This is a genomic window from Bradyrhizobium nanningense, assembly GCF_004114535.1.
Taxonomy (GTDB): domain Bacteria; phylum Pseudomonadota; class Alphaproteobacteria; order Rhizobiales; family Xanthobacteraceae; genus Bradyrhizobium; species Bradyrhizobium nanningense.
This window is the reverse complement of sequence record NZ_LBJC01000033.1, coordinates 231757-256847: the sequence shown is the minus strand read 5'-3', so window position 1 is coordinate 256847 and position 25091 is coordinate 231757. Positions and strand designations below refer to the sequence as shown.

The 25091-nt window shown below is 63.5% G+C and carries 27 protein-coding genes; 13 read left to right on the top strand and 14 right to left on the bottom strand.

Annotated elements, in window-relative coordinates:
- Positions 1–51 precede the first annotated feature (51 nt).
- Positions 52–738 (top strand): DJ-1/PfpI family protein, encoded by a 687-nt coding sequence (locus XH84_RS30110; protein ID WP_128920717.1) that lies wholly within the window; start codon positions 52–54, stop codon positions 736–738.
- A gap of 517 nt (positions 739–1255) precedes the next feature.
- Here the strand turns inward: XH84_RS30110 and XH84_RS30105 are convergent.
- A complete protein-coding gene (locus XH84_RS30105; RefSeq protein WP_128920716.1) occupies positions 1256–1663 on the bottom strand; it encodes an NADH:ubiquinone oxidoreductase subunit NDUFA12 in 408 nt (135 codons plus the stop codon).
- Positions 1664–1890: 227 nt separating this feature from the next.
- Here XH84_RS30105 and XH84_RS30100 point away from each other — a divergent pair, with 227 nt between their 5' ends.
- The 3 genes from XH84_RS30100 to XH84_RS30090 all read left to right on the top strand — a co-directional run bounded on the left by XH84_RS30100 (position 1891) and on the right by XH84_RS30090 (position 5434).
- The gene (locus XH84_RS30100) at positions 1891–2505 is read left to right on the top strand and encodes a BA14K family protein (protein ID WP_128920715.1); all 615 of its coding nucleotides are present in this window, start codon (positions 1891–1893) and stop codon (positions 2503–2505) included.
- Positions 2506–2750: 245 nt separating this feature from the next.
- Positions 2751–3167, top strand: coding sequence for a response regulator (locus XH84_RS30095; RefSeq protein ID WP_128920714.1), 417 nt, complete (start codon positions 2751–2753; stop codon positions 3165–3167).
- Positions 3164–5434 (top strand): CHASE3 domain-containing protein, encoded by a 2271-nt coding sequence (locus XH84_RS30090; RefSeq protein WP_128920713.1) that lies wholly within the window; start codon positions 3164–3166, stop codon positions 5432–5434. The genes XH84_RS30095 and XH84_RS30090 overlap by 4 nt, the downstream gene beginning before the upstream one ends.
- Here XH84_RS30090 and XH84_RS30085 read toward each other — a convergent pair.
- Complete coding sequence (locus tag XH84_RS30085; RefSeq protein ID WP_128920712.1) at positions 5400–6296, bottom strand: DMT family transporter; 897 nt, start codon at positions 6294–6296, stop codon at positions 5400–5402. The two genes, XH84_RS30090 and XH84_RS30085, sit on opposite strands and share 35 nt — an antisense overlap.
- A 597-nt stretch (positions 6297–6893) precedes the next feature.
- On the opposite strand from XH84_RS30085, the gene XH84_RS41480 reads away from it, so the two are divergent.
- The 5 genes from XH84_RS41480 to XH84_RS30060 all read left to right on the top strand — a co-directional run bounded on the left by XH84_RS41480 (position 6894) and on the right by XH84_RS30060 (position 14315).
- The gene (locus XH84_RS41480) at positions 6894–7019 is read left to right on the top strand and encodes a hypothetical protein (RefSeq protein ID WP_283811976.1); all 126 of its coding nucleotides are present in this window, start codon (positions 6894–6896) and stop codon (positions 7017–7019) included.
- Positions 7020–7060: 41 nt separating this feature from the next.
- The gene (locus XH84_RS30075) at positions 7061–10834 is read left to right on the top strand and encodes a vitamin B12-dependent ribonucleotide reductase (RefSeq protein WP_128920711.1); all 3774 of its coding nucleotides are present in this window, start codon (positions 7061–7063) and stop codon (positions 10832–10834) included.
- An 823-nt stretch (positions 10835–11657) separates the two neighbouring features.
- On the top strand, positions 11658–12725 hold the full coding sequence (locus XH84_RS30070) for a tetratricopeptide repeat protein (RefSeq protein WP_128920710.1): 1068 nt from the start codon (positions 11658–11660) through the stop codon (positions 12723–12725).
- A gap of 320 nt (positions 12726–13045) precedes the next feature.
- Positions 13046–13561 (top strand): ParB N-terminal domain-containing protein, encoded by a 516-nt coding sequence (locus XH84_RS30065; RefSeq protein ID WP_128920709.1) that lies wholly within the window; start codon positions 13046–13048, stop codon positions 13559–13561.
- Positions 13562–13763: 202 nt separating this feature from the next.
- Entirely contained in the window at positions 13764–14315 is a 552-nt protein-coding gene (locus tag XH84_RS30060; RefSeq protein WP_245471894.1) for a phasin family protein, read from the top strand.
- A gap of 140 nt (positions 14316–14455) precedes the next feature.
- Here XH84_RS30060 and XH84_RS30055 read toward each other — a convergent pair whose 3' ends face one another.
- The 3 genes from XH84_RS30055 to XH84_RS30045 all read right to left on the bottom strand — a co-directional run bounded on the left by XH84_RS30055 (position 14456) and on the right by XH84_RS30045 (position 15447).
- Positions 14456–14731, bottom strand: a complete 276-nt coding sequence (locus tag XH84_RS30055; protein WP_245471893.1) for a hypothetical protein — start codon at positions 14729–14731, stop codon at positions 14456–14458.
- Positions 14732–14859: 128 nt separating this feature from the next.
- Positions 14860–15144 carry a hypothetical protein gene (locus XH84_RS30050; protein WP_245471892.1) on the bottom strand — a complete coding sequence of 95 codons (285 nt, stop codon included), beginning with the start codon at positions 15142–15144 and terminating at the stop codon, positions 14860–14862.
- Between the two features lie 6 nt (positions 15145–15150).
- Positions 15151–15447: a cytosolic protein gene (locus XH84_RS30045; RefSeq protein WP_100234502.1), complete on the bottom strand. Its 297-nt coding sequence runs from the start codon at positions 15445–15447 to the stop codon at positions 15151–15153.
- 530 nt (positions 15448–15977) lie between these two features.
- Here XH84_RS30045 and XH84_RS30035 point away from each other — a divergent pair.
- Positions 15978–16994, top strand: a complete 1017-nt coding sequence (locus tag XH84_RS30035; protein WP_128920738.1) for a hypothetical protein — start codon at positions 15978–15980, stop codon at positions 16992–16994.
- Positions 16995–17183: 189 nt separating this feature from the next.
- On the opposite strand, the gene XH84_RS30030 is transcribed toward XH84_RS30035, so the two are convergent.
- The 7 genes from XH84_RS30030 to XH84_RS30000 form a co-directional block, all read right to left on the bottom strand.
- Positions 17184–17729 (bottom strand): hypothetical protein, encoded by a 546-nt coding sequence (locus XH84_RS30030; protein WP_128920706.1) that lies wholly within the window; start codon positions 17727–17729, stop codon positions 17184–17186.
- 353 nt (positions 17730–18082) lie between these two features.
- Positions 18083–18364 carry a hypothetical protein gene (locus XH84_RS30025; RefSeq protein WP_128920705.1) on the bottom strand — a complete coding sequence of 94 codons (282 nt, stop codon included), beginning with the start codon at positions 18362–18364 and terminating at the stop codon, positions 18083–18085.
- A 247-nt stretch (positions 18365–18611) separates the two neighbouring features.
- Complete coding sequence (locus tag XH84_RS30020; RefSeq protein WP_128920704.1) at positions 18612–19148, bottom strand: helix-turn-helix domain-containing protein; 537 nt, start codon at positions 19146–19148, stop codon at positions 18612–18614.
- A 251-nt stretch (positions 19149–19399) separates the two neighbouring features.
- Complete coding sequence (locus XH84_RS30015) at positions 19400–20062, bottom strand: cell envelope biogenesis protein TolA (RefSeq protein WP_128920703.1); 663 nt, start codon at positions 20060–20062, stop codon at positions 19400–19402.
- A 41-nt stretch (positions 20063–20103) separates the two neighbouring features.
- Complete coding sequence (locus XH84_RS30010; protein ID WP_128920702.1) at positions 20104–20508, bottom strand: VOC family protein; 405 nt, start codon at positions 20506–20508, stop codon at positions 20104–20106.
- A 272-nt stretch (positions 20509–20780) separates the two neighbouring features.
- A complete protein-coding gene (locus XH84_RS30005; RefSeq protein WP_128920701.1) occupies positions 20781–21140 on the bottom strand; it encodes a c-type cytochrome in 360 nt (119 codons plus the stop codon).
- Between the two features lie 125 nt (positions 21141–21265).
- Positions 21266–21718, bottom strand: a complete 453-nt coding sequence (locus XH84_RS30000; RefSeq protein WP_128920737.1) for a pyridoxamine 5'-phosphate oxidase family protein — start codon at positions 21716–21718, stop codon at positions 21266–21268.
- A 178-nt stretch (positions 21719–21896) separates the two neighbouring features.
- Here XH84_RS30000 and XH84_RS40095 point away from each other — a divergent pair, with 178 nt between their 5' ends.
- Together XH84_RS40095 and XH84_RS29995 are read left to right on the top strand one after the other, a co-directional pair.
- Positions 21897–22070 (top strand): hypothetical protein, encoded by a 174-nt coding sequence (locus XH84_RS40095; protein WP_164718698.1) that lies wholly within the window; start codon positions 21897–21899, stop codon positions 22068–22070.
- A 122-nt stretch (positions 22071–22192) separates the two neighbouring features.
- Positions 22193–22543, top strand: a complete 351-nt coding sequence (locus XH84_RS29995) for a zinc ribbon domain-containing protein YjdM (RefSeq protein WP_128920700.1) — start codon at positions 22193–22195, stop codon at positions 22541–22543.
- Between the two features lie 239 nt (positions 22544–22782).
- Here the strand turns inward: XH84_RS29995 and XH84_RS29990 are convergent, their stop codons facing one another.
- Both XH84_RS29990 and XH84_RS29985 read right to left on the bottom strand, forming a co-directional pair.
- Positions 22783–23703, bottom strand: a complete 921-nt coding sequence (locus XH84_RS29990; protein ID WP_128920699.1) for a DMT family transporter — start codon at positions 23701–23703, stop codon at positions 22783–22785.
- A gap of 87 nt (positions 23704–23790) precedes the next feature.
- Positions 23791–24207, bottom strand: coding sequence for a nuclear transport factor 2 family protein (locus XH84_RS29985; RefSeq protein WP_128920698.1), 417 nt, complete (start codon positions 24205–24207; stop codon positions 23791–23793).
- A 125-nt stretch (positions 24208–24332) separates the two neighbouring features.
- Here XH84_RS29985 and XH84_RS29980 point away from each other — a divergent pair, with 125 nt between their 5' ends.
- Complete coding sequence (locus tag XH84_RS29980; protein WP_128920697.1) at positions 24333–24902, top strand: bifunctional transcriptional activator/DNA repair enzyme AdaA; 570 nt, start codon at positions 24333–24335, stop codon at positions 24900–24902.
- Positions 24903–25091: the final 189 nt, after the last annotated feature.

Below are 25091 nucleotides of genomic sequence, written 5' to 3'. Positions count from 1 at the left end.
GCAGCATGCCAATCTTCGCCCGTCAAGCTCATCTTTGGAAGGAACCCGCCGATGTCGTCACCGCTGCAGATCGGTCTTCTGATATTTCCGCGCGTCACCCAGCTCGACTTCACCGGTCCCTTGCAGGTGTTCGCCATGGTGCCCGGCGCGAAGCTGCATCTGATCTGGAAGCGGATCGAGCCGGTGCCGAGCGATTCCGTGCTGACGCTGACGCCGACCACGACATTCGCCGACTGCCCGCAACTCGACGTGATCTGCGTGCCCGGCGGCGGCGGCACCAATGACCTGCTGGGCGATGACGAGGTGCTCGACTTCCTGCGCAGGCAGGCCGCGGGCGCAAAATACGTCACCTCCGTCTGCACGGGATCGCTGGCGCTCGGCGCCGCAGGCCTGCTGAAGGGCTACCGCGCCGCGACCCATTGGAGCGCGATGGAGATGCTCAGCCAATTCGGCGCGACGCCGACAAAGACGCGCGTCTGCATCGACCGCAATCGTATCACCGGCGGCGGCGTCACCGCTGGAATCGATTTCGCGCTGACGCTGGTGTCGATCCTGGTCGATCGCACTACTGCGGAAGCGATCCAGCTCCAGATGGAATACAATCCGGCACCGCCGTTCAATTCGGGCTCGCCCGAGACAGCGCCGGCCGAAGTGATGGCCCTGCTCCGCCAGCGCGGCGCGCAAAACCAGGCGCGGCGGCTCGAGGCGGTGAAGCGCGCGGCCGCGCGGCTGGTGTAGCGCGCCGATGCTCTCGTGTCCCGGACGCGATGCAGCGCGTGGCGGTGCGGCGCAGAGCCGGGACCCAGGAGCCACACGGGTCGCAGCAGCATGGGCCCCGGCTCCGTAGCGCACCCCTTCGTGCTGCGCAGCGTCCGGGGCACAAGACGTCGCACACGTCCACAACAGAAAAAGGCCGCTTGGTTTCCCAAGCGGCCTTTCCTGTCTTACGGCGGCTGCACATTCACATCGGGCGATTTGGGAGCTTCCAGACCGGGGGCCTATCTCCCGATCGAGTCCTTCCTCGGCGGCCGCTGCATCTCGGGACAGTCGCGAACTGTTGCCCGAACCGAACGCGATGGTCTCCCATCTCCGCAAGATGGGATCATTGAGCCGCATCGCTTGCGTGGCTGCAACGTCCGCGCAGGCGCCATCCCCGCTATTCCCGTAGTCCACAGCGGCTCGGAGGCGGATGCATCCAATCGGGCGATGATGATTCTTGGGCCGAAGTCTGGGGCCGAAGTCTTGAGCCGAAAGCCTAGCCAGGCGTCCAGGGCTGATAGTCGCCGGTCGCCTTCGGACGCTTGCCGCTGGCGAGGGTCGATCCCGAGGGACGATAGGCCTTCGCCGTGCCGGTCAGATTCGGCTGGTGCGGCTTCTCCCACTCGCGCGGCTGATAATTGGCCTCGGTCGGTGGCACATCGACGACGTGATGGATCCAGCCGTGCCAGGACGGCGGGATCCGGCTCGCTTCGGCGTAACCGTTATAGATCACCCAGCGCCGCTCGAAGCCCAGGGTCGGATCGACCGCTCCGCCCCGGGTGCGATAGTAGAGATTGCCCTGCTCGTCCTGGCCGACCAGCTCCCCGTACCGCTTGGTCCAGAGTTGGGTGCCAAAAGTCTGGCCATTCCACCAGGTGAAGAACTTGAGGAAGAATTGTTTCATGCGCCAAGGGCCCTGCTTCGTCGGGCCCTGATGCCATCCAGGCGGCGAAATGTCCAGTTCGGCGGGGGGCGCTGCCCGCCGCGACACAGGCGCTGCCGCAAATCGGACGTGATCCGTTCATGCCGGGTACAGCAGACGCGAGCAAAGCTCCCATTCACGCGCAAACCGGCGTGATCCCGGGAACCCCAGCCCTTTCATAGGGTTTGCTTCCGGGAAAGGAGTTTACCATGAACAGTCTGAGAGTTTTGAGTGCCGCCGCAGCGCTGGCGCTCGTTTTACCCGTGACCTCACCCAGCTTCGCGCAGAACCCCGCCCCCCGGAGTGTCGGCGGCATCTCAGCCCCCGGCGGCGGTGGTGGCGGCGCGCGTATGGGAGGCGGCGGCGCCGCTTTCCACGGAGGGGGCGGCAATTTTGCAGCCGGCGCAATGGCGCGTCCAAGCGGCGGCAATTTCATAGCCAGCCCGGCGCCCCGCACCGCCGTCTCGCCATCGTTCAGCGGCAGCCGCAGCGTCGCAACGGCGGGCAGCTGGCAAGGCGGAAGCAACTGGCAAGGCGGTAGCAATTGGAGCGGTCGCCAATGGCACCATCATCGCGGCGGCTTCTGGCCCGGCTTCGCGGCGGGGGCTGCGATCGGCGGCCTCGGCTCGTACGCCTATTACGGCGGCGGCTATTACGATGATCCCTACTATTATGGCGACAGCTACTATGACGAGCCATCAGTGGCCGTGGTCCCCGATAGCGGCGATGACTCCGCAGCCTATTGCGCACAGCGTTACAGATCGTATGACCCGGCTTCGGGCACCTATCTTGGTTATGATGGCCAACGGCATCCCTGCCCGTAACCACCCCGGTCACGCGTGAAGGAAGGCGTCGCAGCGCTGCGACGCCTTTTTCGCGCATCACGTGCATATCGCTGACGTAACCCACATCGAGCCAGCCGCCCGCGATGACGCGTACAAATCGAGATAAACGGACCCGTATTCACTGCACCGTGCATATCTCCCTTGATCCAATCCAAAATTGACCCGACACACGATTCGCGGATATCACCAATCTCAGTGGGGACTTCGATCTGCTGGGAAGTGTCATGCCGCGTATTCTCGTGGTTGATGACGATCCGATGGTCGGCGCGACCATCGAGGTCCTCCTCCAACGTCAGGGCTTCGACGTCACGCTGGCCGACGGTGGTGAAGCAGGACTGGCTGCGCTCGAGTCGCAAGCCTTCGACGTGATGCTGGTTGACATCTTCATGCCGCACATGCGCGGCTTCGAGTCGATCCGCATCTTTCACGAGCGCGCACCGGCTACTCCGCTGATCGCGATGTCCGGCTACGCCTTCGCATCATCCGCCTCGCCCTCTCCCGATTTCCTCCGCATGGCGCTGGAGCTCGGCGCAGCGCGCTGCTTGCGCAAGCCGTTCACACCGGAAGCGTTGCTGACCACGATCCGGGAATGCCTCGCAAGCGATAGCGCACAGCCGAAGGACAAGAAAGAAGCCCCTTGATCCCAACGCAGCGCGTCATTCTCGGTGCCGGACTTGCCATCCTCCTGATCATCACCGCGGCCTCGATCGCCCTCGACGTCAAATCGCGGTCCGACGCGACGTGGCTCAACCATACGGTTCAGGTGCAGAAGAAGATCTCCGATCTGCGCGTGCTGCTGCGCCGCGCCGAGAGCGCCGCGCGCGGCTACGAGCTCTACCGCAGCCAGACGTTTGCCGACGAATTCCAGGCGGTGCATGCCCAGATCGCGCCGGCGTTGGCCGATCTCAAGCGCGGGGTGCGCGACAATCCCGACCAGGTCGCGCTGCTGGAAGGCACTGAGCCGCTGGCGCTGCGCCGGATCGAGATCGCGGCCGAAGCGATGCGCCTGCGCGCCGCGAACGACCAGGCTGGCATTGCCGCGCTCAATGGCAAGGCCGAGGGCCGCGGCCTCATGGACACGGTGATGGGCAACCTCGACCATCTGAGCGCGGAAGAAGAGCGCGTGCTCAGCGCGCGCTCCCAGGATTCGCGCCGCACCGGCATCGTGTTGGTCGGAATCGACGTCGCCGGCGCGATGGTAATCCTGCTGCTGGTCGTGATGGTGATGCGTGAAAGCCGGCGCGCTACGGTGCAGCTCCAGACCTCGCTCGAGCAGACACAAGCCGCCAAGCAGGCGCTCGAAGCGGCGGTGGCCGATCGCACGCAGCACCTGGTGAACGCGCATGACGAGCTGCGCCTGTCCGTCAACGTGCTCCAGAGCACCTTCCACAGCATGGCGGAGGCGGTGCTGGTGATCGACGCCGAGGGCAACGTGCTGCTGTCCAATCCGGCCGCGGAGCGCATGCTGCTGCATCGCGCTGGCATGAACCTGCGCAATCTGCGCGCGCTGTCGGATGTGTTTCACGGCGACGGCGTCACGCCGATGAAGGCCGACGAACTGCCCTCGGTGCGCGTGCTGCGCGGCGAGAAGTTCGAGGATCTGGAGATGATCGTCCGCCCGCACAGCGGCAATCCTCCGCGTCATCTCATGGTCAGCGGCCGGCCGATGCTTGACGGGCAAGGCGAGATTTCCGGCGCGGTGCTGGTCTATCACGACGCGACCATGTCGCGCGAGACCGAGCGGCAGCTGTACCAGTCGCAGAAGCTGGACGCGATCGGCAAGCTGACCGGCGGCGTCGCGCACGACTTCAACAACATGCTGACCGTGATCTCCGGCAACACCGAGACGCTGGTGGAAAGCCTGAAGCAGCAGCCCGAGCTGCAGCGCGTGGCGCGGCTGATCGACGATGCCGCCGAGCGCTGCGCCGAGCTGATCCAGCATCTGCTCGCCTTTGCGCGCCGGCAGCCGCTGCAGCCCCGCAACGTCGAGATCAACGCCGCGATATCAGACATCGCAAAGCTGCTGCGCCCCACCCTCGGCGAGCAGATCCAGATCGAGACCGTGCTGGAACAGGGGCCGATGACCGCGCATATCGATCCGTCCCGGCTCACCAACGCCGTGCTCAACATGGCGATCAACGCGCGCGACGCCATGCCGAACGGCGGCAAGCTGCTGCTGGAGACCCACCGCGTCGTGCTGGATGAGGCCTATGCGCTGGCCCATGTGGACGTCACGGCCGGCCCCTACATCATGCTCGCGGTCAGCGACACCGGCACCGGCATGTCGGTGGAGACCCAGCAGAAGGCGTTCGAGCCGTTCTTCACCACCAAGGAGGTCGGCAGGGGATCGGGCCTCGGCCTCTCCATGGTCTACGGCTTCGTCAAGCAATCCGGCGGCCACATCAAGATCTACAGCGAGGAAGCCCACGGCACCACGATCAAGCTCTATCTGCCGCCGGGCGAAGGCATGACGGAGATCGCACCCGCCGCCGCGCCGCCAGCCGAAGGCGGCGCCGAGACCATCTTCGTCGTCGAGGACGACAATCTCGTGCGCAATTTCGTCACGGCACAGCTCCAGAGCCTCGGCTACAAGACGATCGCCGCGCCCGACGGCAAGTCCGCGCTGGACTTGATCGTGGCCGGCCAGAAGTTCGATCTCCTCTTCACCGACGTCGTCATCCCCGGCGGCATGAGCGGGCGCGAGCTCGCCGACGAGGTGGCCAAGCTGCGGCCGGGTGTGAAGGTGCTCTACACCTCCGGCTACACCGACAACGCCATCGTCCATCACGGCAAGCTCGACGACGGCGTGCTGCTGCTGACCAAGCCCTATCGGAGAAACCAGCTCGCGGAGATGATCCGGAAGGCGCTGGGGACTAGCGCGTCGCCAGCACCACCGCGGCCAGCGTAAAGATCAGCGCGGCGATCTGCCCCAGCCCCAGCGGCTCGCCCAGCGCGATCGCGGAGGCGACGACGCCGATCACCGGCACCGCCATGGTGCCGATCGCGGCGACTGAGGCCGGCAGCCGAGCCAGCGCTGCGAACCAGCTGACATAGGCGATGCAGAACTGCACCACGGTGGAATAGATCAAGAGCCACCAGCCGAGCGGCGTCACCTTGGAGAGATGCGTAGTCTCGACCAAAAGGCCGATGATCGAGATCGGCAGGCAGCCGATCCCGATCTGCCAGGCTGCGGCCGCGATCGGCGGCAGCTGGATCGGGTACTTCTTGGAGAACACCGTGCCGACGGCAAAGCCGAGCGCGCCCGCGAGCGCCATGATGATACCCGGCAGCTTCTCCACGCTGGCGGCGATGCCGTTGCCGCCCATGATCGAGGCGAGGCCGACGAAGGCCATCACCAGTCCCAGCGTGCGCAGCAGCGTCGGCCGCTCGCCCAGCACCGGCCAGGCGATGATCGAGGCCCAGACCGGCATCGTATAGGCGATCAGCGCCGCCTCGCTCGCCGGCAGCCAGAGCAGCGCCAGCCCCATCAGCACCATCCAGCCGGTGACGTTGAGCACGGCGGCGGTGAGCAGGCGCGGCCAGATCGCAGCGTCGACATGCAGGCTCTGCCGGCGCATCACCGCCAGCGCCGCCAGCAGAAGCGCGCCCAGCACCCCCGTCACCCCGCGCAGGGTCAAGGGCGGCAGCTCGGCGAGCAGGAATTTCGTCACCGGCCAGTTGAAGCCCCAGCCGATCGAGGTGATGGCGAGGAACATCAGGCCAGCCGGAGCGATGCGCGGTCGCGACACCGGCCGAGTCGAATCAAGCATGAGGGGGTATCCGGCAAAATCGAGCGTCAGCTTGACGCGGATTCGCGACGCGAACCACCACCGCGGCGGGCATGCCTGCCCTCACCTTCCGTAGGGCTACGTGAGACCTGCTGACGCAATCCCATCGGCCAAAAAAATACCTGCCCTGTGAACAGCGGGATGAAGCATCCGCAGCATCGCCGAATGCAAATTTTTTCAGTTGAGAATCCCTGAGGACTCACTGATACTTGCCCCCACAACAGGCGCGGCATCGCCCCCTGTTATCCCCCACAATCCACCATATTTAGTATTTGATTCAGGAACTCGCACTAGTTCTTGACGGGCGCAACGGAGAGTCCTAGCTTTCGGTCCGTTCGGCGCGAGTGAGTTTGCGTCCCGCCGGCACTCCCCCAAAGGGTCTCGCAAATCGGCACTCCGCCAAGCCAGCCAAAGGCAGCGGATGAGGGCTTGTCTGCCCGCGAAAGGCGGACTCTTCGGGCGCCAGAACGGGCCGACAACAGGCTCGGATGGCAAGGATAGACGTTGTGACGGTGGGGCGTTGAACGCGTGTCGGGGCTCATCCCCTTGGGGGCGGATGTAGCAAGGCATGCCGGCGGGATGATCGATGCACGCATCGAAAAATCGCGTCGGGAGAACAAGGGCCGGGTCCACCGGCTGAACTGCGGTGCCAAGGGCCGAACGGCCGAAGGCGCCGCGAAACGAAATGTCGACCGGCACGCCTGAACGGAGGCGGGACCGGTCAAACTTAAGGACGGGGCAAGACGATGCGGATTGAGCGGCGCCACACCACTTCGGGACAGTCACCTTACGCTGGAATCGATTTCCGGCTGACCACGTCGGAGATCAGAAATCCCGACGGCTCGGTCGTGTTCAAGCTCGACAATGTCGAGGTTCCTACCGAATGGTCGCAGGTCGCCTCCGACGTGCTGGCTCAGAAGTATTTCCGCAAGGCCGGCGTTGCCGCGCGCCTGAAGAAGGTCGAGGAGGAAGCCGTCCCCTCCTTCCTGTGGCGCTCCGTGCCCGACACCGACGCGCTCGCAGCTCTGCCTGAGAAGGAGCGCTATGTCAGCGAGCTCAGCGCCAAACAGGTGTTCGACCGCCTCGCCGGCTGCTGGACCTATTGGGGCTGGAAGGGCAAGTATTTCTCGACCGACGAGGACGCCCAGGCCTTCTACGACGAGCTCCGCTACATGCTCGCCATGCAGATGGTCGCGCCGAACTCGCCGCAATGGTTCAACACCGGGCTGCATTGGGCCTATGGCATCGACGGCCCCGGCCAGGGCCATTATTACGTCGACCCCTTCACCGGCAAGCTGACCAAGTCCAAGTCTGCCTACGAGCACCCGCAGCCGCACGCCTGCTTCATCCAGGGCGTCGGTGACGACCTCGTCAACGAAGGCGGCATCATGGACCTCTGGGTCCGCGAGGCCCGCTTGTTCAAATACGGCTCCGGCACCGGCTCCAACTTCTCGCGCCTGCGCGGCGAAGGCGAGAAGCTTTCCGGCGGCGGCCGCTCGAGTGGCCTGATGAGCTTCCTCAAGATCGGCGACCGCGCCGCGGGCGCGATCAAGAGCGGCGGCACCACCCGCCGCGCCGCCAAGATGGTCGTGGTCGACGTCGATCACCCCGATATCGAGACCTATATCGACTGGAAGGTGAAGGAGGAGCAGAAGGTCGCCGCCCTCGTCACCGGATCCAAGATCAACCAGAAGCACCTCAAGGCGGTGCTGAAGGCCTGCGTCAATTGCGAAGGCTCGGGCGACGATTGCTTCGACCCCGAGAAGAACCCTGCCCTGCGCCGGGAAATCAAGCTGGCTCGTCGCTCGCTGGTGCCCGACAATTACATCAAGCGCGTCATCCAGTTTGCCAAGCAAGGCTACAAGGACATCCAGTTCGACACCTACGACACCGACTGGGATAGCGAAGCCTACCTCACGGTTTCAGGCCAGAACTCCAACAATTCGGTCTCGCTGAAGGACGATTTCCTGCGCGCCGTCGAGACTGACGGTGACTGGAATCTGAACGCCCGCACCTCCAAGAAGGTGACCAAGACGCTGAAGGCGCGCGACCTCTGGGAAAAGATCGGCTACGCCGCCTGGGCCTCGGCCGATCCCGGCCTGCACTTCAACACCACCATGAACGACTGGCACACCTGCAAGGCGTCCGGCGACATCCGCGCGTCCAATCCGTGCTCGGAATACATGTTCCTGGACGACACGGCGTGCAACCTCGCCTCGGCGAACCTGCTGACGTTCTACAACACCGAGACCAAGCGCTTCGACGTCGAAGGCTATGAGCATCTCTGCCGGCTCTGGACCATCGTGCTCGAAATCTCCGTGATGATGGCGCAGTTCCCGTCGAAGGCGATCGCCGAGCTCTCCTACGAGTTCCGCACGCTCGGCCTCGGCTACGCCAATATCGGCGGCCTGCTGATGACCATGGGCCTACCCTATGACAGCAAGGAAGGCCGTGCGCTCTGCGGCGCGCTGACCGCTGTCATGACCGGCATCACCTACAAGACCTCGGCGGAGATCGCCGCCGAGCTCGGCACCTTCCCCGGCTACAAGAAGAACGCCCAGCACATGCTGCGCGTGATCCGCAACCACCGCCGCGCCGCCCATGGCCAGTCGAACGGCTATGAGGCGCTCAGCGTCAACCCGGTGCCGCTCGACCTCGTCTCCTGCCCGCAAGCGGACCTCGTCAGCCACGCCCAGGCGGCCTGGGATGCGGCGCTCGAGCTCGGCGAGCAGCACGGCTATCGCAACGCCCAGACCACGGTGATCGCGCCGACCGGCACGATCGGCCTCGTGATGGATTGCGACACCACCGGCATCGAGCCCGACTTCGCCCTGGTGAAGTTCAAGAAGCTCGCCGGCGGCGGCTACTTCAAGATCATCAACCGCGCGGTCCCCGCCGCGCTGCGCGCGCTCGGCTATCGCGAGAGCGAGATCGCGGAGATCGAAGCCTATGCCGTCGGCCACGGCTCGCTCTCCAACGCGCCCGGCATCAACGCCTCGACCCTCAAGGCCAAAGGCTTCACCGATGAAGCCATCGCCAAGGTCGAGAAGGCCTTGCCCACCGCCTTCGACATCAAGTTCGCCTTCAACAAGTGGACCTTTGGCGAAGACTTCATCCGCGACCAGCTCGGCATCGGTGCCGAGGCGATCGCGGCCCCCGGCTTCGACCTGCTCCAGGCCGTCGGCTTCACCAAGCGCGAGATCGAGGCGGCCAACGTCCACATCTGCGGCGCCATGACGGTGGAAGGTGCCCCGCACCTCAAGGCCGAGCACTATCCGGTGTTCGACTGCGCCAATCCCTGCGGCAAGATCGGCAAGCGCTATCTGTCGGTCGAAAGCCACATCCGCATGATGGCGGCCGCGCAGCCCTTCATCTCGGGTGCGATCTCCAAGACCATCAACATGCCGAACGACGCCACCGTGGAGGACTGCAAGTCCGCCTACATGCTGTCGTGGAAGCTCGCTTTGAAAGCCAACGCGCTCTATCGCGACGGCTCCAAGCTCTCCCAGCCGCTCAACTCGCAGCTCATCAGCGACGATGACGATGAGGACGATGTGGTCGAGCAGCTCTATGAGAAGCCGCTTGCCGCGCGTACCGCCCAGGTCTCCGAGAAGATCGTCGAGAAGCTGGTCGAGCGCATCATCGTGATGCGCGAGCGCGAGAAGATGCCGGATCGCCGCAAGGGCTACACCCAGAAGGCGGTCGTCGGCGGCCACAAGGTCTATCTCCGCACCGGCGAGTACGACGACGGCCGTCTCGGCGAGATCTTCATCGACATGCACAAGGAAGGCGCGGCGCTCCGCTCCTTCATCAACAACTTCGCCATCGCGGTGTCGCTGGGCCTGCAATACGGCGTGCCGCTCGACGAATATGTCGACGCCTTCACCTTCACCCGCTTCGAGCCGGCGGGCCCCGTGCAGGGCAACGACAGCATCAAGTACGCGACCTCGATCCTCGACTACGTCTTCCGCGAGCTGGCGGTGAGCTACATGTCGCGGTTCGATCTCGCCCATGTCGACCCCAACGAGACCGGCTTCGACGCGCTCGGCAAGGGCGTCGAGGAGGGCAAGGAGCCGGATGACGAGAGCAACCACCATGCGACCCGGCTGGTCTCGCGCGGCCTCACCCGCTCCCGCACCGACAACCTCGTCGTGATGCGCGGCGGCTCCACCGCGGTCACGCAAGGCAACGACGCCGCCCCTTCGGGCGGCAGCAAGGTCACGGCGATGGCGGCGCATGCGACCAGTGCCCGCGTCGGCGATGCCCTCGAAGGCGCCGTCGCCCTGAAGCAGGAAGCCGCCCACGACCTCTCCCCCACGGAGAAGCTCGAGGCGCTGCAGTGGAGCAAGGCCGGCAGCACCGCGCAGACCCTCGTCCCCACCAAAGCCGAGCGCCGCGCGGAAGCCAAGGCCAAGGGCTACGAAGGCGAGATGTGCTCAGAGTGCGGCAACTTCACGCTGGTGCGGAATGGGACGTGTATGAAGTGCGATACTTGCGGCAGCACGACGGGGTGTTCGTGAGACGCTCGTCTATCGATTGATGAACTTGGCGATAGGGAACCAATTCCATTGCTAGCCAAGTAGCTGGATATCCAAAGATCAAAATTTCGCGCGGAGCTTCAGCTCCGTCGCGAAATGGCAAATCGAACGAAACATGAATCAACCTTAAGAGGAAGCGTTGTGAGATTCTCGGCGCTCGTGCCAGTTTTTGGAGTAGCGCTCCTGGACACTCAACATGGACGAGGCCTGACTTGAAGAGTGTCGAAACCGTCTATCTGACATTGGCCTTCATCGTGCCGGAAATGATTGGGCCCGCGCCAAGAGGCCCAGCCGAACGAGCCAAGAATTGCGGCCATCGCGCATTGAACTCTTCGCTAGGAGCTACGGCCTCGGTTCGTTTGGTGAACGAGCGCGACCAAGTGCACTTTCACCGGCATCTACCGACCATAATCGCCTCTGCAAATTAGAAAGGCACCAGTGCCCTATTCCGCAAAAGTAATCCGCGTTCTGATCGCGTCTCCGTCTGATCTCGCGGAAGAACGCAAGGTCGCGATCGAAACGACCTATGAATGGAATGTCCAACACTCCGAAGCGGAGGCCGTCGTTCTCCTGCCTGTAGCGTGGGAAACGCATGCTACTCCGCGCTCAAATATACGACCGCAGCAAGCCATAAACGAGCAATTGGGCGACAAATGCGAAATGCTGATCGGGATGTTTTGGACCAGGCTGGGCACATTTACCGGCGTCGCGGAGTCGGGCAAGCGCGGAGACTCTGTCTTATCTGGCGCGAGCCTACGCGCGATTCGATCAGCACACGCTCGCGGCAAATACGTTTGATGCCGCAATGACAGCGTCAAAGATCTTAGAGCGCAAGGCCAAATTTGCTTCATTGGCCGTTGAAGAGTTCAGCAAAGCAAAAGACGAAAACCACATGAACGCAGCCCTCAATACGCTCCGGGAGCTCGCGACCGAGGAACCAGCCCTAGAACTAAAACTCACCGAGACAATCAAGAATTTGCTTGATGCGAGCGAACTATCTCCTTTCACCATCGCTGTAATGGAACGGCAGATGGAGTTGACACCGGACGATCACGAACTGCGGTTCAAGCTGGCCCACAAGCAAAGCGAATCGGGCTACGAGGATATAGCCTTGCACCACTACGGCAAAATACCCAGGGGCGACCGTGATTCTGGGACGTGGAACAATATGGCGGTGGCGGCCGACGACTTGGGTCTACCAGTGAAGTCGGTCGAATTCTACAAGAGGGCCGCGACCATGGGAAACACGTTGGCGATGAGCAACTTGGCGAACAAGCTGATTAAGAGTGGCTTCTTAGAGCTCGCCCGCGAACAATGCATTAAGGCACTCGCTGAGCCTACACCACACGAGAATGTTGGACATTCGTTTGCCTCTTTGAGTTCTGTTGAAGCGGACGAGCAACTTCGCCAGAAGGAAATTCTAGCGGCAGTTGAAGGTCGATTAACGCACCTACGCAAGGTGGGCCGAGCCGCGACACTAGAAACACCAGCGCATATAGCGGAGGACTGGCTAGGGCCGCAGTGTACATTCAAACTATCTCGTCAAGCGGATCAACTCTCGTTAGTGGGGCAATACGAAACGCCGGTTGGCGGCCTCCTCTCCGCATTGACCTCATCAATAGGGGATTCCGGCGGCATAGCCGGAGCGAGCCAGCAAAAGGCTAAATTTAAGTATTGCGTCAAGATTTCAGGTCAAATTAGAGGATTTGCCGTAGTCGGAGACTGCAAGCGTGAACGTGACGGCGCTTCACTCCTACAGGGCGCAGGTGAGCTGAAGACGTTCATGATTCTGAGTGACGAGGGAGATGAATTTACTGTCATCGAGAACGCCAATTCAAGCTCCCCTACCGTCTATTCTCTGAAGCGCCAATGAATTTACATCGTCTCTCGTCCGACGACTATCGTCGCCGCCTCTAGGAATTGCGCATCGATGGTAGGCTGTAACAATTTAGCTCGTAGGATGGGTAGAGCACTTGCGAAACCCATCATTCGATCGCGGGCATTTCGGTGACAGTGCACTAAATTCGTTCGCTATCGCCGGATCTCGGCTACTTCGGCTAACTTTCGCATGCGTCCCTGATTAAGTGCACACTGCATTCCTCCGAATTGCCTTTGCGGCCGACCTCTTCCCCCCTAAACTCACACCCCCACCGGCATAGGTTCCGGTGCGTCCGGTAGAAGCGGAGTGAAGTCATGCCCAAACCGGAAAGCTTCCCGATCGAGAAGATCTTCGTTCCCACGAAACAGAAGAAAGCCATCAAGCCCGAGATCGTCGGGGAGATCGCGGAAAGTATTCTGGACATCGGACAACAGACCCCCATTTCCGTTCGGCTCGACGGAGACCGCCTCGTTCTCATCGAGGGACTGCATCGGTTAGAGGCCTGCAAGGCGCTCGGCGAGACGACCATTATTGGTGTCCTTGTCCCGGCCGAGCTTGCTCAACCCAAACCCCTGCTGGCCGAGCGACCCGAAGTCGAGGCTGAGCGCGTCAAGATGGCGCGATTGAAACAGTTGCGCCTGGAGAAGGAAGCCGCAGAGGCATCGACGGCGGCCTTGAAGGGCGCCGGCGCAACGGAAGCGTCGCGCACCCGTCTGGCGAAAGACGTCCGCGACAATCCGAAGGCATCATTGAGCCGGACCGCGAAGTCGAAACCGAAATCATTGTCGGACTGGATCACGGAGCAGAAGGGCAGCGGCGGCCGCTATTGATTGTCGGCTCCAGAATTTCGATGCCGGCGCGCCACGGCCATCCCGCGGGTATCTGGATCGGCGGCTTCTTGCCGGATGCGTCGAAGATGCAGCGGCAAAATCTCACCACATCGCCGCCACGCAAGCGACAGCCCACAATCGCGATTTCAGCGCAAACGCGACTGAGGCTCGCGGCTTCATCGATATTCAGGAGCCATTTGCAATGTTGAGTGCGGTGGAAAATAAGCCAACGGGAAAATCCGGCCGGCGCGGCGGCAAGAAGAAGGCCGGACAACGGACCGGGGCCGGCGAGCAACGCGCAACTGCAGCGCATCAGTTACCGGATGCCTCGGCGGAGAACAGGCAAGAAACCGAGCAAAAGACGAGCCGACAGATCAGTGCGGAGGTACCTTCGGCTGCAGCCCTGCCCGGCGAGGCCTCCGGGATGGAGATCGCTGCAAGCCCGCTCGTCGCACCGGTCGAACCCTTCCAGGCCAGCACGCAGGCGATTGCCGACGCCTATAGCGGCTACATCAGGACGTCGCTTGAGCAAGCCTGGAGCTTCCTGGGAAAGCTCGCGACGGCGCGTTCACCCGTCGAGGCCTTTGAGATTCAGATGGAGTACACGAAACAGGCGTGCGATTCGTTTGTCGCCGAATCCCAGAAGATCGCCGAGTTGCATGAACAATTGACCAGACAAAGGGTCATGCATTTTGAGGGATTCGTGGCCAGGCTCACCCAGACGACGCTCGAAATCCGCGCGATACGTCACTAACGACAGCGAAGCGCGGTCCGCCGGCGTAACGCACCACCTTTCCGCGCGCCGAGATGAAGGAGGTGGGTTACGCCGAGCGATTGCGCTTTGTGCCGTCGCGGAGCTAACCCACCCTACCGCGCTTAACGACCGCCTGGAGTTCAGTACCCTGACTTCGAGCCGGTGGTCGGCCTCGTGCTCGCGCCGGTGGTTTGACCTGGAGCGTAGCTCGACGCCCCGGGGGTGGTGCTCTTCGAGGCCTTCGCGTGGCGCATCGCGTGATGCTTCTTATGTCCAGGAGCGTAGCTGGAAGCGCCCTTGGAACCCGTCTGCTGCATCTCCTGACCTGGCGTCTTGCTCGATACACCCTGAGCAAACACGGCCGGCGCTGCAGCCATGACAACGGCAGCAGAGAGCGCGATGATCAGTGCTTTCATATCGTCCTCCTCCCAACAAGCCCCTCAATGGAACGAAATGAACCACCGCCCGTTCCTCTGAACGTTCATAATGGGTTTGGACTTTCCAGGCTGGGTGCGCGCCTTCGATGACCTGGCCACCGCCTCGGCTAGCCGGTTTTCTTGCTCCGCAGCGCTTCGTGCGGGTGGCGGCGATCGCCACGTCGATTCGACTTGCGAACGTAGGTGACGAGCGCCTCGGGGTTCTCGAGCTTGATCTTGAGCGCCGCGACCAACGCGTCCTCGGCATCGATCGTGAGCGCCTTGGCGCGCGACCCGAGCTTCAACCCGACCGATACGACGTCATGGCCGACTCCACAGATCCAAGCTTCCACACTAGCGCAACCGGCGTCCCTCCGAAACGTGTAACCTCCCTGCATGAGGTCGAAAGGCAAGACCGATCACGACTGTTCGATCAGGATCGGTGAACCGAGCTCTTCGAACCGAAAGAGCTGAAACACCCGCTGGCCATTGAAGTCGAGCACTCTCAAATCATCGGTCTCGTGCAGGTTGCTTTCAACCGCCTGAAAGTGCCCGCCGTAGCGCTCCCTGGCGAGCGACAAGGGAACCTCGAACGCAACGAACTTGCCGATACCTTTTTGCCTGAGCACCCCAAGAAGTTTCAGGTCGTTCAGGGACTCATGCGAGGTGAGAACAAGCAGCGGACCGCTCGCCGTAAGCAGCAAAAGCGATTTCATCGGATCCTCCTTTGTGCACCCTACCTAACTTTCGCCAGGCACTCCTTCAGGCGCTCCAGCTCCGTACGAACCTGGGCCTCCATGGCGTCTTGCAATGCGAGGATGCCCCTGCTGGACAATTCTGCAGAGGCCTTTCTGTCCAGATTCTGCTTCCAATCCCGGATGCCTTGCTTGGTGGCCCGTTGGGCCTCCGACGTAGTCTTCGCGTATTCCTTCATGCAGGCGTCGGCCATTGCGCATGTCTGGCACTCCTGGGCGGCGGCCGGACTTGAAAGAAGCAGGGCGAGTATCGCGGTAGGGATCCTCATTGCGATTCCTCCCCCGATAGCATAGCACGTCGCAGGGATGCCTGGGGATGCAGCCCCCGGCTGTTTCAGCGCCAGAAGATTCAAAGCGATCGCGCGACAACGCCATGTCGCGCATCGTGTGTCGCGCCCGCCATAATTCTTCCTTGGCACACGCGTTGTGTCTGATAGCGGCGAGACCTATCCTTCCAGCGATCGGACTGCCTCCCATTGACGCCCGACCGGATGGAGAGCGCATCGGTGCCTGAAACGAACGACCCAAAACCTGAGACCGCCAAGCCTGATACCGCCAAACCTGAAACCGCAAAGCCGGACAAGGCGCGCGCCGACGGCGGGCTGGCGCGGGCCTATGGCCAGATCAAGAGCGCAGAGGAAGACCTTGCGCGGCTGGACCGGCTGGTTTCCGGAATGGAACGCGACAGCGAAGGCCCGCGGGCCTCGCACGCAAGCCTTGGTACGACGGCAGCTCCCGGAAACAAGGCGCCGACGCCGGATGCCAGGGTTCCGAACGCCAAGCTTCCCAACGCCAAGCTTCGCGATCAAGGCTTGAAGGGAGATCGGACCATGGTGCGCGCTTTGGTCGGCCTCGTGCTGGCGATCGGCCTTCTCGGTGCCGCCTTCGCGTCGCAATATCGCGATGAGGCCAAATCGATCGGCAAGTCGATCATGGCACGATGGGCTCCGCCGGCCGCGAACACGTCCCCGCAAGCGTCCACGGCGGAGAGTCCGGCGCAGCCGCCGGCCGTGCTGCTGGCTGCTGCGGATGAGCCGAGCCCGGTGCCCGCGCCGCCGCTGCCTAAGGAAACCGACAGCGCCCCAAAGCCTGGCGCCACGGCGCCAGAGGCGTCATCGTCCGAGCTCGCACAATCGCTCAAGGCCATCACGAGCGAGCTTGCGAGCATCAACGGCAAGCTCGAGCAACTGAAAAGCCGCAACGAGCAGACCCTGCGCGAGCAGGCCGACACCATTCAACAGCTCAAGACAGCGCAAGAGAAGGATGCGGCGGACAATGCGCGCCTCGGCGCCCAGGTCCAGGCGCTGCAAACGCAACTGACCGCGTCATCAGCGTCATCCGCCTCTGCAGCCGCCAAGCCCGTCGTGCGCAGCGTGGTGAGCAACGATGCTGCTGCGCGTGCCCGGGCGCACGTACCAGACGCCGCGCCACGGCGGCCCCGGCCGCCCCCGCGAGGCCCCTGGATGCCGCCGCCCTACGACCCTTATTACGGCGATCCGGATTGGTGAGCGCGCCAGGCGCGGACTCGTTCCTCGCACGCGAGGGCGGATGACGACGATTATCAAACGAGCGTAGCCGGACGAGCGACTTGTCCGGCCGTAGCTCGAAGCGCGAAGGCGGAAGCGACACCCGGGGGGAATGCTTCGGCAGCAAAGCCCCGCCTATATCGCTCCGCTCAGCTACGTTCTACGCTCGCCTCACCGTATCTCGCTCATCGTCACCTTGGCCGCGATCCCCGTCAGCTCGGGCTCTTGCGGCGCAAGCTCCTCATCGGAAGACGGGCCAAACGAGACTTCAGTCATTCTGCGTTTGACCTGTTCGCAGGTCTTGCGCACGTCTTCGGTGAACAGCGCGCATTCTTCGATGCGCTTGAAGATCTTCCGTCCCTCTTCACGATACCCCGCCGCCGTTTCTCGCATGAAGGCGATCGCATCATGAACCTGGGCCGTCAGCGCCTCGCATTTTTGCGCCGCGTCGATCAACTCGGTGCCCATGGCCTCGATCTCTTTTGCAGCGGACTCATAGTCGCGAACGACCGCCTCTGCACTGAGCGCACCGACGCGCGACACGCCCGCGGTGTGCTCGACGTAATCGGGCAGATTAATTGAAGTAATGGAGCTCCCCGACCGGATCGAAGTGATGTCGGCTTCGAGCTGGACCAAGTTCACTCCCTCTCGTCTGTGCAATTGTTCAACATTTGCCACGACAAATCCTCCCGATACGCCCAGAACCCCAAACAGCATTGGGTTTATTACGGGGATAAATGTCGTTCTACCTCGATGTGTCCTTGACAGTCTCTACTTTGCCGTTTTTTCCTAATCGCCAACTCTGCACGCAGAGATGACGAGCCATCAAACTGCAACTTGTCCGCGCGCCAGATGGAGGAGATGTCGTTTGCTCAAGCGCCCGACTGTCCAAAAGACAAATGAACCGGCGCGAATTGCTGAACGAGCCGGGCCCGGGCCCGGATCGAGCGTGGCGGAATCGAGGGCTGCCGCACGCGCAGAACCTGTCATCGGCTGCGTCTCACGCCAACAGCGAGTATTCACCTCTGCGTCCGCGCCGGCCGATCACATGCTCAGAATTTGATCGCGCTTCACCACCAATACGGCCACCGCCATCCCTCATAGCGGACATAGGACGGCACCAGCGGCGGGCCGTAGGGATCGACCCGGTCGTCTTCGGGACGATAGCGATAGCGCGGAACGATGTTGTAATCCCACGGCGTCGGCCTCAGCACGGGCGCCGTGACGATGAGCCGCTCTTGGGGTGCGCGAACGACGACGGCCTTGCGCGTCCGCGCCTCGGCGCCTGATGTTGCAAGGCTGCACAACACCAGGGCGGTTCCGAGCGCGCAGGCGGCGGTCATTTTTGTCATGCGTTGGTCTCCTTCGCAGCGAAGAGTGCAAAAGGATGCCAGGCAAGGCAAGCAAATTTCGCGTGTGATTTTCTTCCGCGGCCATCCTTCGAGACGCTCGCTTTGAGCGGGCGCCTCAGGATGAGGGCGGAGTGCGTGGCACCAGCTTCAGCAGGCTACGATCCCGCTTAGCCTCATCCTGAGGAGACCGCGTAGCGGTCGTCTCGAAGGACGATGCGCGCGCTCAGGCGTTTCAACGAGCGTAGCCCTACACCCCATCGACCTCCTCGGGCACCGGCCCCGCCACGAGCCCGTCGAGACCGACCATCAACAAATCAGCGATGTGCATCAGCTGGTACAGCGGAATGTCCGCCTCGCCCTGCTCGGCCGCTGCCACGAATCCGGGCGTGGCGCCGATGCGCTCGGCGAGCTGGGCTTCGGTGTAACCGCGCATCTCGCGCGCGGCCTTGACGCGCGCACCGATGCCGAGCCTGTGCCGGGACTGCTCGTCCGCGGTCATCATGGCCGCCTGCTCGGTCACGCTCGCATAGCCGTCCGTGAACGCGCCGCCGATCAGCCGCTCCTTGCGCCAGGCGAGCCGGCAGTCCTTGCGCAGGCCGCTTCCAAAGGTCAGCGAAAATTGCTCCGCGACCCAGGCCGAGCTGTTGAGTTGCAGCCGCGCGCCGGTGGCGGAGACATCGCGGATCGTGCAGGGCACGCTGACGATGCTGCCGCTGCCATTGTCGAATTCGACAAGGCCGGTCCGCAAGGTGTGATGTCTGACGGCGGCGCGATGATCGCTCATGACAGCTCCGTAAAAGCTCGCGGGCGGCGCCGGCATATCCGATGCAGCCGAGATCGGGACGACGATAGCGCAGAATTTTCCTGCAACTCCTAACCGCTCGGCGGTTCGGCCGGGACTGGACGGCATGGTAAAGGAATTGCTCACGGGCAATCCCGTGGGCGGAGCGATCGTGGCCTTGGATGAAATCCGGGAAAATGAGCCGCCCACACCAGTCCCGGATGTCGCTTCGCTCATCCGGGCTAATCCAGGCCCTACTCCCGCGCGCGGCGCAGGGCCTGCTCCAGCGTCTTCCGCTGCTTGTCCCAACGGGTCTCTTCCGCCACAGTGCGGTCGTCGAGCGCGGCGCGCGCGGCTTCGATCTCCTCCGTCCGCGCCTCGTGCTCCCGCCTCGCTTTGTCCAGTGCCGCCTCGGCTGCGGCGACCGCCTTGTCGCGCCGCGCGCGATCCTTGGCGCGGGCCGCCTCCTCCTTGCGACGCTCGGCCTCACGCCGCCGCTCCTCCTTCTCGAAGGCCGCGGCGGCCTTGCGGGCGGCGTGATCGTCGAGCTTGCGGGACGGTTTCTTTGCGGTCTTGACGGTCTTCTTTGCGGTCTTGGCCGGACGCTTGGCGAGTTTGCGTTTGGGCCTGGAATCGTCCTCGGCAAGATCGGTGGGCAGCTCGGCGCTTTCGGTGAAGGGCCCGTCCGATCCGACCGGGCGCCTGAGCACGATCCCCGGCTTCGCCAGCGTCGCCGCGACGATGTCGGGGTCGTCAGTCTCCTTCGCGGCGCCCTGATGGAACAGATTGGAGCTGGCGCCCCAGGCTTCGAGCGCCGCCTTCATCGAGGGCGCGGCGATGGCCTGGTCGTAGAAGCCGAGCGAGGTCTGGTAGGTTTTCAGTTTCCGTGTCGGTTTGCTTTTCGCTCGTTTTGGCATGTCGCCCCGATCTTGGCTTCGCTGTCCGCTCGCAGCCCGGATTACGAACTCCCGAGCAACGCATCGTATCCCTTCTCGCTGAACGCCAGCAGACAAAAGCCGTGCCCGAACGGATCGGCCAGCATCGCGATCCGGCCATAGGGCGCATCGCGCGCCGGCACCTCCAGGATCGCGCCGGCGCGCAGCGCGCGTTCGACGGCGGCATCGACATCCGCGACGACGACGTCGATATGCACCGGCGTCCAGTGCCGCGCGTAGCGGCGGCGATCGCCGCCGGCGCCCACCGTGCCGGCCTGCTTGGTCAGGAGATAGACCGGCGCCGGCCAGCCGAGCAGCTCGACGAAATCGGTGCCGAAGCGGCGGCCGACTTCGAGGCCGAAGGCTTCGGTGTAGAACGTCGTGGCTTGCGCCACGTCAGGGACGTCGATGTTGAGAAGGAAGGTCATGGCGGGCTCGTCGCGAACTGCACCGCAAACGTAGCCAGGATGGAGCGCAGCGCAATCCGGGCTGACGCCGCATGCTGGCCGGCGGATTTCGCTGACACGCCATCCGGGCTGCGCAGGCTCGCCTCATCACCGGACAAGCGGCACGATTGCGGTATGCCCCTGTTTTGCCCGACGCCTCGAAAACTATTCGGCACAACCGAAAACGCCAGCCTTATCAAGGCCCCGTCTACTGTGCATGGGGTTGTTTTCGCAAAATCGTGTTGGCGAGGTGCTTACCTGCCTCTGAGGCTGAGGATATAGGCCGACAGCACATCCGCCTGCTCCGGCGAGATCACGAGGTTCGGCATGTTCTGGTGGCTGGTCCGCCAGAACACCTTGAGCGACAGCGCGGTGGTGCCGCTGCGGTCGGCGACGGCCTGGAAGCTCGGGGCCTGGTCAAAGAATCCCGCCATGCCCGGCTCGACCGCGTGACAGGTCTGGCACCATTCCTGCGCCAGACGATGCCCCTCGGCGACCGCGCGGGGACCGGACCGCGGGGCGCCGGCGGCGGTGTGGACGACGCTGAACAGGAACAGCAGCGATAACGCGATCAGGATCGCGAGGCCGAGATAGATTCGAACGCTGTGCGACATCGCCCAACCTCACCGTGATTGAATCATCGAACCAGCCTAGATTTGCAAGGCAAGGCCAAGTTGATCTGCGTCAAGCAAGGAGCCGATGAGGGCTCTCGTCTTCGCAGGAACAGCCGCCCGCTTCCTCAGCACGCCACAAGATCGGTGTGGCCGAATCCCTTGGAATAATCGAGCAGCGAGATCACCGTCGGCGTGAGACGGATCAACCGTACCTCGGAAGGCTTCGGCGCGGAAAGGCCGGCGGCCTTCTGCTCGGGATAGCGTGCCATCAACAGCGCGATCGCCTTCTCGGCTTCGACCGGGTCGGTCACGGCCACCGCCCGCGCCGCCATCGACAGGCCGGTGATCTCCATCACCTGCGCGGGGTCGTCATCGATCGCCAGCGACACGCGGTCGTCGCGCGACAGGTTTTGCGCTTTCTGGCTATCGATGCCGCAGAGAAAGTAGATGGTGAAACCTTCGTTGGCGTAGCCCACTGTCGTCACTTGCGGCCAGCCGTCCGGGCGAACGGTTGCGATCCGCATCGTGCGGTGGTGGTCCAGCAGGGCCTGAATCTTTCGTCTGTGAGTGTCGTCCATCGCACTGCCTCCGGTCGTCATTGCCCGAAGAAGATACGGCGCTTGCGCGCAATGCCGTTGACGCAGCTCAACCCGCGCGGGCGGCATTGCGTCATTGATCACGTCGCTCGCCAGGATCCCGCCAATATCAAGGCGAGTGCACAAGGTCGCTGCTCACGCGACGTCAGGAGGCATCACTATGAACGGCAACCGCTATTACGGCGTTCGCGTCGAGGGGGCGAAATACGGCGTTGGCTTCGGCTCGGCGCTCGCCATCGCGATCTCCTACGCCGACAACCATTCGATCCTGTGGGCGATCATCCACGGCATCCTGGGTTGGCTCTACGTGATCTTCGTTGCGCTGTTTCGGTGATATCGCACCTTCAGCCGAGGGGCCGGCCGAGCCCTCGGCAGCTTTCCCTTGCTTTCCTGTTCCCGGCCCCTACGGTCGCGCCGCGAACCAAGCATGAGACAAAGGGTTAGACGAGACTTGCCATGACCGACACGATGAAATGCCCCGCCTGCAGCTCCGAGCACGCCTATCAGGACCGCGATCTCTGGGTCTGCCCGGAATGCGGCCACGAATGGAGCGGTGCGGCTGAGGCGGCCGCGGAGACCGCGCAGGAGTCCGGCGTGCGCGATGCCAACGGCAATTTGCTCGCTGACGGCGACAGCGTCATCGTGATCAAGGACCTCAAGATCAAGGGCTCCTCCTCGGTGGTCAAGGGCGGCACCAAGGTGCGCAACATCCGCCTGCAGGACGCCAGCGACGGTCACAACATCGCCTGCAAGATCGACGGCATCGGCGCGATGAACTTGAAGTCGGAGTTCGTGAGGAAGGCGTAGCCGCGAACATGGGGCGCGCCTGCGCGTCGCAGACCCCTGGGTTTGCGGGTTCCGGCGCGGGAACACACAAGGTTCTTATCCCTGTCGCAAATCCGTGTAAGCTAGTGGGCGCCGGGGCAGGCGTTTGAAGCGCGTATCGATTTTTTCAACCCGGGGCTGGCTTGCAGGGTTTTACCTGTTCGATTGCATCGCGTCTTCAGACTTGAGCGGCCGCCCCCTGGGCGGCCTTCCTGTTTGTGCTACCGCTGCCGCTGCGCCAGATAAAATCCGCACAGCACCGTCACGAGGCCCGCGGTCTGCAACATCGTCGGCGGCTCGCCGAGCAGCAGGGCGCCGGTGAGCAGCGTCAGCGCCGGCACGCAGGCCGGAAACACGGCGGCGCGGGCAACGCCGAGGCGCTGCACCGAGACGGCGAACAGATAGAGCGCCGCAGGGCCGGCCAGCACGCCCTGCGCCAGCGCCTGGATGGCGTTTTCGGTGACGCCGATCGCCGCAACATGAGCAAGCCCGACGGTCGCGACGTAGACCGGCAGCAGGAGCAGCGACAGCACGTTGATGACCAGCGCGGCCGAGACGGCGGAGACGCGCCAGTGCCGCAAAGCTGCGCCGAAGCCGGCGAACATGAACCCGGTCAGCACGAAGATCAGATCGCCCTGCACGCCGTCGGCGCCGATATGGCCGATCGATTCCGCGCCGATCACGCCAAGACCGCCGACGATGACGAGGGCGCCCGCGAGGCGCGAGGCGGTGATCCTCTCTTTCAGGACCAGGGCCGCCAGCAAGAGGCCGCCGAGCGTGGCGCAGGAGGGCTGGATCACGCTGCCATGGCCGAGCGGCACGAACAGGAAGCCGGTGTAGGAGATCAGCGACATCACGGGGCCGCCGAGCACCATCAGCACGAGGCCCCTTCCCCAGCCGATGCCGCAGAGATCCTTGATGCCGGCGCGCAGCACAAGCGGCAGGAATGCGATGCCTGACCAGACGTAGCGATGCACCAGCAGATCGACCGGCGTGAAGCCGACCTTGAGCCCGTGCCGCGTGCCGGCAAAGCCGAGCGCCCAGAACAGCGCTGCGGCAAGGCCGCAAGTTACGCCGAGCAGGGCCGGTGCTGCATCGTTCTTCTGAGAAAGAGCGCCAGCGCCGCTCGTCCGCTGATCCATGGATCAAGCCTTATGTCAGCGCGGCTATCGGCTCAACCCACATGGCCGCAGGGCTGGCACGCGGTGCGCCTGCTGTATCCCGGATCGTCACGCCTCCTCTCCGAATACCATCCGCCACCCCTTGCGCGTATCCATGTATTCCCGCACTTGCCTGATCCGGTCGCCCGCCACCGTGAACACGAAGCAATAGTCGTTCTCGTAGGGCTTGCCGCCGGGCAGCATGGCGCGCATCCGTTCCTCCACGATCACGACATCGCCGTCGGCATAGACGCCGCGGAACGCGATATCGATGCTCGAGAACATCTTGTGCATCTCCTGCGCGATGAAGCGCGCGATCTGGTGCGGTCCTGCCATGTGGTCGGTGTGATCGAGCGCGACGGCCGTAGCATTGCCCTTCGGCGCGATCCATTCGGCGTCGTCCGTGAACAACGCAGCGATTCGCTCGGCATCGCGCGACGAAAAGATCTTCCACGCGTTCAGAACGATATCTCTTGGGCTGGACATGATGCGCTCCCTCGTTGTCGTTGAGGGCCGCTTCTAGGCCGCGATGCGCCTTGCGGCTCGCCACAATCGGACTCGGTCATCCCGCAACCCTTCCGCCCCCACCGTCATGCGCTATGATCCGAGCCATGCTGAGCTTCGAGATCTGCAACGCCGCGCGCCTGCGCCGCGATCCCCGTTACGACGGCCGCTTCTTCACGGCGGTGAAGACCACGGCCATCTATTGCCGCCCGGTCTGTCCGGCCAAGCAGCCGCTGACCCGCAACGTGGTCTATTATCCGACGGCGGCCGCGGCCGAGGCCGCCGGCTTTCGGCCCTGCCTGCGCTGCCGTCCCGAGACGGCCCCGTTCTGCCCGGCCTGGAATGGCACGCGCTCCACGGTGGCGCGTGCCATGAAACTGATCGATGGCGGCGCGCTCGACGATGGCTCGGTGGTCGATCTCGCGATGCGGCTCGGCATCTCGTCGCGTCATCTGGCGCGCCTGTTCGAGCGCCATATCGGCGCCACGCCGCAGCAACTCGCCAAGACGCTGCGCGTCCAGCGCGCCAAGCGCCTGCTCGATGCCGGCGACGACAGCATGACCGAGATCGCATTCCAGGCCGGCTTCAGCAGCCTGCGCAGATTCAACGCCGCCTTCGCCGAGCTCTACGGCCGGTCGCCGTCAAGCCTGCGCGCGGTGCGCGCGCGGCGAGCTTAGCGCGCGGCGCAGGATAGCTCAGAAAAATCCCGGGCTGAGATCGAGGCCGTAGGTCAGGCTCAATACGAATACGAACAAGACGGCGGCGGCGAACAAGGCGGCGTGCTTGAGAATGAACGCACGCGGCGACGTGGGGCAGCAACGACTTTCTGCGCAACCGGCATGATGGCCCTCCATTATGATTTGCAA

Coding starts and splice junctions, on each gene's coding strand:
- XH84_RS30110 (WP_128920717.1), top strand. CDS start 52: ATGTCGTCACCGCTGCAGATCGGTCTTCTGATATTTCCGCGCGTCACC.
- XH84_RS30105 (WP_128920716.1), bottom strand. CDS start 1,663: ATGAAACAATTCTTCCTCAAGTTCTTCACCTGGTGGAATGGCCAGACT.
- XH84_RS30100 (WP_128920715.1), top strand. CDS start 1,891: ATGAACAGTCTGAGAGTTTTGAGTGCCGCCGCAGCGCTGGCGCTCGTT.
- XH84_RS30095 (WP_128920714.1), top strand. CDS start 2,751: ATGCCGCGTATTCTCGTGGTTGATGACGATCCGATGGTCGGCGCGACC.
- XH84_RS30085 (WP_128920712.1), bottom strand. CDS start 6,296: ATGCTTGATTCGACTCGGCCGGTGTCGCGACCGCGCATCGCTCCGGCT.
- XH84_RS41480 (WP_283811976.1), top strand. CDS start 6,894: ATGATCGATGCACGCATCGAAAAATCGCGTCGGGAGAACAAGGGCCGG.
- XH84_RS30075 (WP_128920711.1), top strand. CDS start 7,061: ATGCGGATTGAGCGGCGCCACACCACTTCGGGACAGTCACCTTACGCT.
- XH84_RS30070 (WP_128920710.1), top strand. CDS start 11,658: ATGACAGCGTCAAAGATCTTAGAGCGCAAGGCCAAATTTGCTTCATTG.
- XH84_RS30065 (WP_128920709.1), top strand. CDS start 13,046: ATGCCCAAACCGGAAAGCTTCCCGATCGAGAAGATCTTCGTTCCCACG.
- XH84_RS30060 (WP_245471894.1), top strand. CDS start 13,764: ATGTTGAGTGCGGTGGAAAATAAGCCAACGGGAAAATCCGGCCGGCGC.
- XH84_RS30055 (WP_245471893.1), bottom strand. CDS start 14,731: ATGAAAGCACTGATCATCGCGCTCTCTGCTGCCGTTGTCATGGCTGCA.
- XH84_RS30045 (WP_100234502.1), bottom strand. CDS start 15,447: ATGAAATCGCTTTTGCTGCTTACGGCGAGCGGTCCGCTGCTTGTTCTC.
- XH84_RS30035 (WP_128920738.1), top strand. CDS start 15,978: ATGGAGAGCGCATCGGTGCCTGAAACGAACGACCCAAAACCTGAGACC.
- XH84_RS30030 (WP_128920706.1), bottom strand. CDS start 17,729: ATGCTGTTTGGGGTTCTGGGCGTATCGGGAGGATTTGTCGTGGCAAAT.
- XH84_RS30025 (WP_128920705.1), bottom strand. CDS start 18,364: ATGACAAAAATGACCGCCGCCTGCGCGCTCGGAACCGCCCTGGTGTTG.
- XH84_RS30020 (WP_128920704.1), bottom strand. CDS start 19,148: ATGAGCGATCATCGCGCCGCCGTCAGACATCACACCTTGCGGACCGGC.
- XH84_RS30015 (WP_128920703.1), bottom strand. CDS start 20,062: ATGCCAAAACGAGCGAAAAGCAAACCGACACGGAAACTGAAAACCTAC.
- XH84_RS30010 (WP_128920702.1), bottom strand. CDS start 20,508: ATGACCTTCCTTCTCAACATCGACGTCCCTGACGTGGCGCAAGCCACG.
- XH84_RS30005 (WP_128920701.1), bottom strand. CDS start 21,140: ATGTCGCACAGCGTTCGAATCTATCTCGGCCTCGCGATCCTGATCGCG.
- XH84_RS30000 (WP_128920737.1), bottom strand. CDS start 21,718: ATGGACGACACTCACAGACGAAAGATTCAGGCCCTGCTGGACCACCAC.
- XH84_RS40095 (WP_164718698.1), top strand. CDS start 21,897: ATGAACGGCAACCGCTATTACGGCGTTCGCGTCGAGGGGGCGAAATAC.
- XH84_RS29995 (WP_128920700.1), top strand. CDS start 22,193: ATGACCGACACGATGAAATGCCCCGCCTGCAGCTCCGAGCACGCCTAT.
- XH84_RS29990 (WP_128920699.1), bottom strand. CDS start 23,703: ATGGATCAGCGGACGAGCGGCGCTGGCGCTCTTTCTCAGAAGAACGAT.
- XH84_RS29985 (WP_128920698.1), bottom strand. CDS start 24,207: ATGTCCAGCCCAAGAGATATCGTTCTGAACGCGTGGAAGATCTTTTCG.
- XH84_RS29980 (WP_128920697.1), top strand. CDS start 24,333: ATGCTGAGCTTCGAGATCTGCAACGCCGCGCGCCTGCGCCGCGATCCC.